The organism is Deinococcota bacterium, assembly GCA_030858465.1.
Lineage (GTDB): Bacteria > Deinococcota > Deinococci > Deinococcales > Trueperaceae > JALZLY01.
Map to the genome: position 1 here is coordinate 1 of JALZLY010000030.1, position 10903 is coordinate 10903.

Annotated in this window: 9 protein-coding genes; 6 read left to right on the top strand and 3 right to left on the bottom strand. The window is 66.6% G+C overall.

The window, feature by feature from the left end; translation table 11 throughout:
• The coding region (locus M3498_01800) for an exonuclease SbcCD subunit D C-terminal domain-containing protein (GenBank protein MDQ3458030.1) at positions 1–1092 on the top strand (1092 nt) is incomplete at its 5' end.
• 53 nt (positions 1093–1145) lie between these two features.
• Positions 1146–3875: an SMC family ATPase gene (locus M3498_01805; GenBank protein MDQ3458031.1), complete on the top strand. Its 2730-nt coding sequence runs from the start codon at positions 1146–1148 to the stop codon at positions 3873–3875.
• Between the two features lie 31 nt (positions 3876–3906).
• On the opposite strand, the gene M3498_01810 is transcribed toward M3498_01805, so the two are convergent.
• Positions 3907–5928 (bottom strand): molybdopterin-dependent oxidoreductase, encoded by a 2022-nt coding sequence (locus tag M3498_01810; GenBank protein MDQ3458032.1) that lies wholly within the window; start codon positions 5926–5928, stop codon positions 3907–3909.
• A gap of 60 nt (positions 5929–5988) precedes the next feature.
• Here M3498_01810 and M3498_01815 point away from each other — a divergent pair, with 60 nt between their 5' ends.
• Both M3498_01815 and M3498_01820 read left to right on the top strand, forming a co-directional pair.
• On the top strand, positions 5989–6456 hold the full coding sequence (locus M3498_01815; GenBank protein ID MDQ3458033.1) for a hypothetical protein: 468 nt from the start codon (positions 5989–5991) through the stop codon (positions 6454–6456).
• Positions 6457–6478: 22 nt separating this feature from the next.
• A complete protein-coding gene (locus M3498_01820; protein ID MDQ3458034.1) occupies positions 6479–6949 on the top strand; it encodes a resolvase in 471 nt (156 codons plus the stop codon).
• A gap of 10 nt (positions 6950–6959) precedes the next feature.
• Here the strand turns inward: M3498_01820 and M3498_01825 are convergent, their stop codons facing one another.
• Entirely contained in the window at positions 6960–7466 is a 507-nt protein-coding gene (locus M3498_01825; protein ID MDQ3458035.1) for a CarD family transcriptional regulator, read from the bottom strand.
• Positions 7467–7736: 270 nt separating this feature from the next.
• Positions 7737–8639, bottom strand: a complete 903-nt coding sequence (locus M3498_01830) for a DMT family transporter (protein ID MDQ3458036.1) — start codon at positions 8637–8639, stop codon at positions 7737–7739.
• Between the two features lie 107 nt (positions 8640–8746).
• Between M3498_01830 and M3498_01835 the strand changes: the two genes are divergently transcribed.
• Both M3498_01835 and M3498_01840 read left to right on the top strand, forming a co-directional pair.
• Positions 8747–10090: a GH1 family beta-glucosidase gene (locus M3498_01835; protein ID MDQ3458037.1), complete on the top strand. Its 1344-nt coding sequence runs from the start codon at positions 8747–8749 to the stop codon at positions 10088–10090.
• Between the two features lie 54 nt (positions 10091–10144).
• Positions 10145–10867 carry a hypothetical protein gene (locus M3498_01840; protein MDQ3458038.1) on the top strand — a complete coding sequence of 241 codons (723 nt, stop codon included), beginning with the start codon at positions 10145–10147 and terminating at the stop codon, positions 10865–10867.
• Positions 10868–10903: the final 36 nt, after the last annotated feature.

Sequence of the window (10903 nt, forward strand, 5' to 3'; positions counted from 1 at the left end):
GACAGCAAGCGCCCGGGTCCCGAGGCCGAGGAGGCCGTTTACGAGTTTTTCCTGACCACGGGGCGCGCGGGCATCCCTAGCGTGGTCATCGCCGGCAATCACGACTCGCCGGGCCGCCTGGACGCGGTGGGCGGGATTTTGAAACTGGCCCAGGTCCACGCCTTTGGCGAGGCCAAGGTGGCGGGGCAGGGCGGCGCCTTTTCGCTCGGCCTGGGAAGGGAGGTCGCGCGGATCGCCGCCCTGCCCTTCGTGTCGGAGCGGCGCCTGGTCCGGGTGGCCGAGCTTCTGGGCGGCGACCCTGGCGCCTGGCGGCAGCGTTACGCCGAGGGCATGCGCAGGCTCGTCGCCAACCTCACCCAGGCTTTCGACAACGATTCCGTCAACCTCCTGCTCATGCACACCACCATGAACGGCGCGACCCTGGCCAACTCCGAGTACCAGTTTCACTGCTCCGAAGCCTATACCCTGAGCCCCGATCTCTTTCCGGCGAACTGCACCTACGTGGCGCTCGGGCACATCCACAAGCCGCAGACCATCCAGGGCTATCCCGACTACGGCGGCAGGTACGCGGGCAGCGTCATCCAGCTCGACTTCGGCGAGGGGGCCGACAAGAAGTACGCCTATATCGTAGAGGCCAAGGCGGGCGAGCCCACCAGGCTGGTCAAGGAGCACCACATCCAGGCGGGCCGCCGGCTCAAGAACGTCAGGCTCGACTTAGACGCCCTCGAGCGCCGGACGGGCGAGCTCGCCGACTGGGGCGGTTGGCTCAAGCTGAGGCTCGCCTTGGAGCGCCCCCTGCCCGGCCTCAAGGACCGCGTCAAGGCCACCTTGCCCAACGTCTTGGCCGTCGAGCTCGAGCTGCCTGGCGAGGCCGCGGAGGAGATGGGCGGCGTGGACCACGAGGCGCTCGGCCTTGGCGAGAGCTACGCCCAGTTCTACCACGAGCAGCGCGGCCAGCCCCTGCCGGACGAGCTGAGAAGGGCCTTCGGCGAGCTCTACGACAGCGTCGACCACGAGGAGCCCGAGTCCCAAGAGCCCGCCGAACTGTCCGCCGAACTGTCCGCCGAACTGTCCGCCGAGGTCAGCTCCTGAAGCCGCTCAAGCTCGAGCTCTCCGGCTTCACCTGCTTTCGCGAGCCCGCCCGCGTGAGCTTCGACGACCTCTCGCTCTTCGCCATCGAGGGGCCGACGGGCGCGGGCAAGTCCACGCTCCTAGACGCCATGATCTACGCGCTCTACGGCCAGACGCCGCGGCTCGGCGGCAAAGGGCTCGACGTGCTCCTCAGCCCCGGCCTCGGCCAGATGTACGTCAACTTCGAGTTCGAGGTGGCCGGAGGCCAGGCCTACCGGGTGGCGCGCCTCCTGGAGAGGAAAGGCAAGAAGCTCGAGTCGCAGGTTCGCGTCGCCAAGCTCGTCGGCAAGGACTGGAAACAGCTTCCCGAGAGCGACAAGATCAAGGAGGCCAAGGACAAGCTCGAGAGCATCGTCGGGCTCGACTACGAGGGCTTCACCCGCGCGGTCATGCTGCCTCAGGGCGCCTTTGACGAGTTTCTGCGCGGCGACAGGAGCAAAAGAAACGAGCTGCTCATCAAGCTGCTGGGGCTCGACCGGGTAAAGGCGATGCAGAAGGAAGCGGGCCAGCGCGCCCGCGACGCCGAGGCCGAGCAAAAGGGCATCTCGGAGCGCCTCGCCCAGGACTACGGGGGGGCGACGCAGGAACGGCTGCGGGCGCTCAAGGACGAGCTGGCCGCGCTGGCAACGCGTCGGGGCGAGCTCGAGCGCGGCCGCCGGGCGCTGGCCGAAGAACTCGCCGGTCTCGAGGAGCTCAAAGTCCTGGTGTCGGAGCGGGCCAAGGTGGAGCGGCAGCTCGAGGCGCTGACCAGCCAAGAGGATGCCTACCGCGGTGACAAAGGGGCGCTCGAGCAAGCGCAGCGGGCCGAGCTTATCCTGCCGCAACTCGAGCGGACGGAGGGGCAGCGAAACAAGCTGGCTCGCTACAGAGGGGAGTGGGCCGAGCACGAGAGGGCGCTGGAGCTGGCGGGCAAGGAGGCCGCCGCGGCCGGGGCGGCCTTGGCGCAGGCCCAGACGGATGCGGAGGCGCTGCCGCGGATTGCGGCGCAGCTCGAGGCGCTGGCCGCGCTGAAGCCGCGCCTGGCGCAGCTCGGGGCGCGCGGCGGGACGCTGGAGCTGGCGGACCGCGCCAAGCCCGGCGTCGTCTACAGCGATGAGAGCTGGGACAGCCTGCAGACGTTCAAGGCGCAGCTCCCGGCGCTCGAGAGCGCCCAGCGCGAGCGCCGGGAGGCGGAGCAGGCCCTCGCCGAAGCGGAGCGGGCGGCCGCCGCGGCGCGAGAGGCGCTGAGGGGCATGCGCGAGACGCTCGAGAGGCTGACCGCCCGGGGGCTCGAGGTCAAGCCGGCTTTCGAGAGGCTCGAGGCGGATCACGAGCGGGCGGTGGTGAGCGACCGGGCGGCGGCCTTGCGCCCACACCTCCGTGTCGGCGAGGCCTGTCCCGTGTGCGAGCAGGCGGTGACCGCTCTGCCGCCACCGCGCGCCAGCCGGCTCGAGGAGCTCAAGCGGCGGCGGGACGAGGCGCAGCGGCTGCTCGAAGGGCTGCGCGACGAGTGCCGAACGGTCCAGGCGCAGCTGAGGGCGCAGGAGAGCCGTGTGGCTGACGCGGTGGGACAGGAGGAGCGCCTGAACGAGCAGGTAGCGCGGCGCTGCCGGGAGACGGGCGAACTCGAGGCCGCTTTTGCCCGCTTCAAGACGAGCGACGTGCGGCGGATCAAGGAGCGTCTCGAGGAGGGCCGGCTTCACCTCCTCGCCAGCCTGGCCCAGGGGATTCGGCGCGAGGCGCAGGGGCTCGACTTGGGGCGGGCGCCAGGCGAACTCGCCGCCACCCGAAGACGCTTGGAGGAAGCGCTAAAAGTCGCGCGCGAGCGGCAGGGACGGGCCCAGGCGGCGTTGCAGGGGCTCGAGTCGGGGGCGGCCTTGCGGGCGCGACAGGTGGCGGAGGCGGAAGAGGAGCTCGAGGAGGCCGGGGCGGTCCTCGCGTCGGCGCTGGCGCGGGCGGGTTTTGCCGCGCCCGCGGCCCTGCGCCAAGCCGTCCGCAAGGAGGGTGAGCAGCGCGCGCTCAAGGGCCGCATCGCGGCCCATGAGACGGCGCGGCAGCTCGCCGAGCGCAAGGCGGTCGAGCTCGAGGCCAAACTGGCTGGCCGAAGCCTCGACGAGGCGCGCTACGAGAGCCTGGCGGGGCAGAAGGCGGCGCTCGAAGAGGAGCAGGAGGCGCTGCAGCGCCGCTCCGGCGCCGCCGAGGGCGAGGCAATGCGGGTGCAGGCGCAGATCGAGCGGGCGCGCGAGTTGCGCGCCCGGGCCAGAGGCCTGGTGGAGGTCTACGATACCTACCGCCAGCTCAGCCTCGACTTGCAGGGCAACCGCTTTCCTGCCTACCTGCTCTTGCGGGTGCAGAGCAAGCTGGCCCTGCGCGCCTCGCGGATCATCGGTGAGGTGACCGAGGGGCGCTACGACCTGCGCTACAGGGACGACGACTACTTCATCCGCGACGCCTGGCACAGCGGCGAGTTCCGCAGCGCCAAGACCCTCTCGGGCGGCGAGACCTTTATCGCCAGCCTGGCCCTGGCGCTGGCCCTCTCCGACACCGTCGCCGCCAATACCTCGCTGGGCGCGCTCTTTCTCGATGAGGGCTTCGGCACCCTGGACAGCGAAACGCTCGAGGCCGTCGCGCGGGTGCTCGAATCCTTGACGCGGCAGGGCCGCCTGGTGGGCATCATCACCCACGTCACCTCGCTTAGCGAGCGCCTGCCCGCCCGCTTGCGGGTGCGCAAGGGCATGGAGGGCTCGAGCGTGAGCTGGGACTAGGCGAGGATGCGGGTATCGGGGCCCCGGGCGTCTAGTCCGCGGCGGTCTCGAGCCTCTGCGCGGGCTCTACGCGCACCGCCATGTTGCCGAAGGTGCTGCCGCCGCCCAAGTCGGTGAGGCGCTCGCTGGTCAGGTCGTTCAAGGACTTGCCGTCGGGTGCCAGTTTGGGCCACCACTGGCCGAGGGCGATGAGACAGCCCTCGTAGGTGTCCGCGGAGACGATTACCTTGCGCAGGATGCTGCCGCGCGCACTGGTTAACCGGCAGCGCTCGCCGTGCTGGACGCCCGCCCTGGCCGCGTCCCGAGGGTGGACGAGGACCTGCGGCTCGCCCCCGGCGGCCTTCAGCAGCGCCTCGATATTGCCCATGCTGGTGTTCAAGAGGTGTGAGCCCGGCGGGGTGATCATGCGCAGGGGATAGTGTTCGGACAGCCTCTCCTCGAAGTCGAGCTGGCGTGGCGGCGGTGAGAAGCGAATCTTGCCGTCGGGGTAATGGCTGCCGCTTGCGTAGGGCCGGAAATCCTCGGGGAGCGCGAGTTTAAGGCTGCGCGCCTCCCGCAGGCGCTCGAAGGAGAGGCCCGTAAGCCAGGGGTGGTCGCTGTCCAGGAGGTCGCGGGCGACCTCCTCCGCATGCCAGTAGAGGGCCTCGTCCTCGAGCCCTAGACGCTTCGCCAACTCCCGGAAGACCCAGCTGTTTGGCTTCGCCTCCGCCAGCGGCGCGACCACCGGCTCGGCCCACTGGAGGTGGTAGTGGCCGTAGGCGGTGTAGAGGTCGGGGTGCTCCAAAAAGGTGGTGGCGGGCAGCAGGTAGTCGGCGTAGTCGGCGGTGTCGGTCTGAAAGTGCTCGAGCACCACCGTGAAGAGGTCCTCGCGCGCTAGGCCCGCCCGGACGCGGCTCGAGTCGGGCGCCACCGCCGCAGGGTTCGAGTTGAAGACGACGAGCGCCTTGACGGGGTTTTCCGTGAGCTCGAGCGCCGAGGCCAACTTGTTCTGGTTGAGGTGCCTGACGCCCGGCCTGAGCAGGTGCGCGCCCGCGTAACGTCTGGTGTTGAGCGCGAACGCGCCGCTCGTGGAGAGCGCGCCGCCGCCGCCCCGGTGCCGCCAGGCGCCCGTCAGGGCGGGCAGGAGGGTGATGGCGCGAGTGGCGTTGCCGCCGCCTTCGTTGCGGCTCATGCCGTAGCCGATGCGGATATAGCCCGCGCCCGCCTTGGCGAAGTCTCTGGCGGCGCGGACGATGCTATCGGCGGGAACGCCGCAGAAGGCGCCGGCGCGTTCAGGCGGCCACTCGGCGCAGGCCCGGCGATAGGCGGTCAGGTCGTTGGCGGTTCTCCCCAAGTAGGCCTTGTCCTCCAGGCCCTCCGAAAGAATCACATGGCCCATCGAGAGGGCCAGGGCCGCGTCCGTTCCCACCCGCACAGGCCAGTGCTCGTCGGCGAACCGGCTCGTCTCGTTGCGGTAGGGGTCGATGTGGAGGATGTGCGCGCCGCCGCGGCGGGCGGCCTTCAGTTGCGGTGTCAGGTGGACGTTCGAGCGCAAGGAGTTGATGCCCCAGAGGATGACGTACTCTGCATGGGGCAGGTCCTCGGGGTCGGTCGCGAGCATGCCGGGGCCGTAGTTGACCTCCCAGCCCGCCGCGCCGGTGGCCGCGCAGATGGTCCAATCGAGCTCCGAGGCGCCCAGGGCCCGGAAAAAGGCCAGCGGGTGGTCGCGCTCCATCAGACCCATCGTGCCCGCGTAGGAGTAGGGCAGGACGGCCTCGCCGCCGTGCGCCCTCACCACCTCCCCCAGCCTGGTGGCGACGTCGTCCAAGGCCTCGTCCCAGGAGACCCGCTCGAAGCGGCCTTCACCCTTGTCGCCCAGGCGCTTCAGCGGCTGTCTGAGACGGTCTTTGTGGTTCTGGCGCGCGGGGTAGTGAACGGTCTTGACGCAGGCGAAGCCCTTGGTGACGGGGTGGCCGGGGTTGCCCTCGAGCTTGGTAACCCGGCCGTCCTCCACGGTCATCAGCAGTGCGCAGGCGTCGGGGCAGTCGAGCGGGCAGGTCGAGCGGAGCTTCATCCCTAGAGGCTAGCACAGCGGCCTGCCCGCCTGCGTTAGCCGCCTGCGTTAAAGTGGGGTGTGCTCGAGCGCGCCCGCAACTTTCTCAGCGCCAAGGAGCCGACGTTGGCGGAGGCGCGCCACGGTCTGCTGATCGCTTACGCCGCCGCCTTCTTGCTGCAAGCCGGTCTTGTCCTCCTGCTCGGCGGGCTGTTCGCGCTCGTCGCCTCGCCGCGTGAGGGCGTAAGCGTCCTCCTCGGGCAGGGTTTGCAGTCTCTGGCCCTGGCCCTGTTACCGCTAGCGCTGCTGAGCGCTGTCCTGAGCGCCCGGCGCGGCGGCAAGGGCCGGGCGCTGTCGGCCGCGCTCCTGTTGGGGGGGCTCTTGGCCGCGCCCGCCTGGTTCGCGCTGCTGCTGGTGATGGCCGGCAGCGCGCCCGTCTACCCTTTGCGGCTCGGCCTGCTCCTCGTCGTCTACTTGCCGCTGGGCGGCTTAGCGGCGGGCTCCTTGGCGACCTTTGCCTTATCCCCCAGGGAGCCTAGGCGCGCCTAGTGTTTCGTCAAGGCAAGGCCTAGTGTTCCGTCAAGGCAAGTTCGTCAAGATGCTGAAGACACCGAACACGAGCGTCCCTGGAAGGTTCATCGGCCTCGACCCCGGCAGAAACCTCGGCGTCGCCCATGTGGATGACAGGGGCGTGCTCGAGCGCGCCGAGATCATCCTCTTCGACGAGCTCGCCGTCTATCCCTTTCCGCGAGGGGCACACATCCTGGTAGGAGACGGTACGGGCACGGCCCGGGTTCAAAGGGTCCTGGGCGAGCGAGGCCTGCCCTTTGCGGTGGTGGACGAGCGGAACACCACGCTCGAGGCGCGCGGGCTCTACTTCCGCGACCACCCGCCGGCCTTGTGGATGCGGCTGCTACCCAAGGGGCTGTGGTCGCCGCCGCGCCCCATCGACGATTACGCCGCTTACGCCACCGTGTTGCGCTATCTGGAGCAGGCACGCGCGGCGGAAAAAAAGAGCCGGGACAGCCCCGGCTCTCGGTAAACGGAAGGACCTAGTTGATCTCGTTCTCGTCGCCGGCGTCCATCATGGCGCGGGCGTCCTGCTGGCTGATGCCCAAAACAGCGCTGAACTCGCCGGCCAAGAGGCGCAGGGCGCGGCGGTAAGCCTGGCGGTCTAAGTCGGGCAGGCCGCGCTCCAAGTCCCAGCGGCGCAACTCGCTGCCCAGGGTGGCGATCTGATAGGGGTCGCCCGAAGCCAAGATCTCGGTGACGCGGCGGTGGCGGGCGGCCCACTGCTTGGGCAGGTTGATGCGGCCGTTCTGCAAACGCTCCAAGACGCTTTGCACCTCTTCGGCGGTGAGGGCGGGGCGCAGGCCCGCGACCTGAGGCGCGGCGACGGGGACGTAGGCCCGCGAGGTCCCGTTGGGGAAGTCGACCTGATAGTACTGGTTGTCGCTGCCGGCGATCGTCCTCATGGTCGTGCCGGCGACGACGCCGACGCCGTAAGGCGGCAGGACGACCTGGTCACCACTCTTGTATCCGCGCTGAATGTCTTTCAAAATAGTTCTCCCTTCGGGATTTATCGCCAGGTCAAAAACAACGAGGCCACCAAGGATTGCTCCCAGGCGGCTAGGTTTCTGACGTTTTCGTAGGGCTACGCTGTTGTGCTGGTCCAAGTGTCAGGGGTGCAGTCACAATCACGTGCACCAGTCTAGCAAATTTTCCGCGCCATTTCTAGTGGCCCGGTTCATCTCTCAAGGATAACACCCCCCGCGCCAGCCGCCTGTGACCCCTGCTGTTGATTCTTGCCTCCAGTATCCCATGGTCGTTTAATCAGAGGGGCCGCGCCGGACGCGGCGCGGCCGCCTCCCATAGCTCGCCAGGCCGACGCCCAGCAGGAGGACGACGGCGCCGGCGGCGGTGAGGGCGGTGGGGACCTCGCGGAACAGGAGCAGGGCTAGGGCGGCCGAGCCGATGGGCTCGAGCAGGAAGATGGTCGCCACCACCGTAGGGGCGAGGTACTTGACCGCGTAGTTGAGGCTGGTGTGGCCGATGAGTTGCGGCACCAGGGCCAGCAGCAGGGTCCAGAAGAAGGTCTTAAGGGAATAGTCGAGATAGGAAAAGCCCAAGATGAGCGGCAAGGGCAAGAGCATGAGCGCGGCCGCGCCATAGGCTACGCCGACGTAGGCCTGGAGGCCGAGGCCCCGGCGCTGGGCGCTGCGGCCGAGCAGGATGTAACAAGATACGCTGATCGCGCCCAAGACCGCGAGCCCGTTGCCGAGCAACGGCTCACTACCGCCTTGCAGATCTCCTACGCCGATCATCACCGCCCCGGCGACGGCGACGAGGGCGCCGAGCAACACCCGCGCGGTCGGCGGGCTGCTCAAGAAAAGCCAGCTCAAGAGCGCGACCCAGAGCGGGTTGGTGGTGACGAGCGCGACGCTCGCCGCCACGGTGGTGTAGGACAGCGAGCTTATCCAGGTGGCGAAGTGCGCGCCCAGGAAGAAGCCCGCGCCGAGGGCGTAGGGCAGGTTGCCGCGGTTTAGGGGCGTGCGCCTCAAGGCCCGCAGGGTCCAGGGCAAGAGGACCAGGCTGGCCAGGAGCATGCGATAGGCCGCCACCACCACGCCCGGCGCCTCGGCGAGGCGGATGAAGATAGCTGCCAGGCTGACCGCTACAAGGCCCACGCCAAGGATGAGAAAGAGGCGGCCCCGTCCCGGCTCTGCGTCCACGGTTCCATCTTGGCACGTTTTGGCTTTGCGGCGTGCCTTGCTGTGTCCCCGCGCGCCGCTGTGGCTAAACTAACGTGGCTAGAATGACGACATACGAGGGAGGCTCTATGAGCGTGCGTTTTCCTGACGGCTTTACCTGGGGCGCTTCTACCGCCAGCTATCAGATCGAGGGCGCCTGGAACGAGGACGGCAAGGGCAAGAGCATCTGGGACGCGTTCGCGCACACGCCCGGCAAGGTGGCAGGGGGCCACAACGGTGACCTGGCCTGCGACCACTACCACCGCTACCCTGAGGACGTAAGGCTCATGAAGGACTTGGGCCTGGCGGCCTACCGCTTTTCCGTCTCCTGGCCCAGGGTCTTTCCCGAGGGCCGGGGCCGTCCCAATCCCAAAGGCCTCGACTTCTACGAGCGGCTCGTCGACGAGCTTCTGGACGCGGGCGTCGCGCCCTGGCTGTGCTTTTACCACTGGGACCTGCCCCAGGCCCTCCAGGACAAGGGCGGCTGGACGACGCGCGACATCAGCCACTGGTTTACCGACTACTGCCTCCATGTCGCCTCGAGCCTTGGCGACCGCGTGGGCCACTTCGTGATGCTCAACGAGCCCAACGCCATCGCCTTTCTCGGGCATTTCCTGGGTCAGCACGCCCCCGGCCTCACCGACCTCACGGCCTTTACCGCCGCCACCCACCACCTCAACCTGGCGCAGGGCCAGGCGTTGGGGGCGCTGCGCGGGGAGGGCAGGGGCTGGCAGCTCGGCACGGTCTTGAACCTTCAGCCCGTGCATCCGGCGGAGGACAGCGAAGAGGACGCTCAAGCCGCCAAGCTCTTCGACGCCGTCTCGAACCGCAACTACCTGGACCCGCTCTTTCACGGGCGCTACCCCGCTGAAACGATCGGCATGATGGAGCCTCATGTGCGCGAGGGTGACCTGGCGAAGATCAAGCAGCCCATCGACTTTTTGGGCCTCAACCTCTACACTCGCTTTCTGGTCCAGGCCGACCCGCTGAGCCTGGTGGGGATGCGCCCGGCCGACCCGCCGCCGCGCGCCAAGGTCACCGATATGGGCTGGGAGGTCTATCCCAGGGCGCTCTTCGAGCAGCTCATGGATCTCAAAGACAACTACGGCAACCCGGCTATCTACATCACCGAAAACGGCGCGGCCTTTCCCGACGAACCCGATCGGCGAGGCGAGATAGGCGACGACGATCGCATTCGTTTTCTCGAGCGCTATTTAGCAGCGGCGCACCGAGCCCTGGAGGCCGGCGCCAACCTGAAGGGCTACTTTGTCTGGTCGCTGCTGGACAACTTCGAATGGGCCGAGGGCTATCACAAGCGCTTCGGTATCGTCTACGTGGACTTCGAAACCCTGGAGCGCACCCCCAAGGCCTCCTACCACTGGTTTCAGGAGCTGATCCGGACGGGCGCCTTGCCGCAAAGAGAGGTGGTGTAGCATTATGGTTATTTGACAGTGACCAAAATCTATGAAACCCGGTAGCATTACGTTGTGAGCGAAAAGCAGGCCCCGTGCCAGCACCAAGTTCCGGATACTGAAGTTGGCGATATGAGCGTAATTCCCACAGAAAATGGTCAAACTCAATTCTATATAGGACATAATATGGATTATGAGTCAGAAGAAACCATAGATAAAGAAAAATCGATCAGTACAGAGTTCCTCTTAGCCGAATTTAACGCAATGAGTGAACAATGGAGGCATGTAGACAAGAGAATCGAAAACGTCATCAACTTCTACTGGGCTGTCTGGGCTGTCTGGGCAGCGTTTATTCCAGGAGCAGCCCTTCTATATCAAGCATTCTGGCCGGACAGCCCACTGCTTTCAGTAGTTATATTTGCTGTTATCACTTTCGTTATTTATGTATACAGCTTTTTCTTTTTCTCCGCGCATCGAATCACAAGTGCAGCTATACAAAGAGCCAGACTTCTACTTGTCCTAAATCTAATCAGACTCTATTTCAAGAATAGGGATCCCCAAATTGCCCCATATCTGGTTTGTGCCAAATTTACTCCTAAGCCCATAACTGGATTGACCCCCCAATCCACCCAGATATACCCAAGCTTCCATCACGTTCTTGTCTATCTCATATACATCACGAATAGTCTTTTAGCGGCCGGAGCTTCATATGCATTTTTCTGGCAAGTTATTCCCTCAATCTCACTTGGCACGGATTATTGGTTAATGGCTATCGCATTCATTGTCCCAGAACGCTAGTCGAAACTATGCACTTTAGTGCAAGACTTTAGTTGC

What these genes read in the sequence shown, in the direction of transcription:
- M3498_01810 (MDQ3458032.1), bottom strand. Translation starts at nt 5,928, where the DNA reads ATGAAGCTCCGCTCGACCTGCCCGCTCGACTGCCCCGACGCCTGCGCA.
- M3498_01835 (MDQ3458037.1), top strand. Translation starts at nt 8,747, where the DNA reads ATGAGCGTGCGTTTTCCTGACGGCTTTACCTGGGGCGCTTCTACCGCC.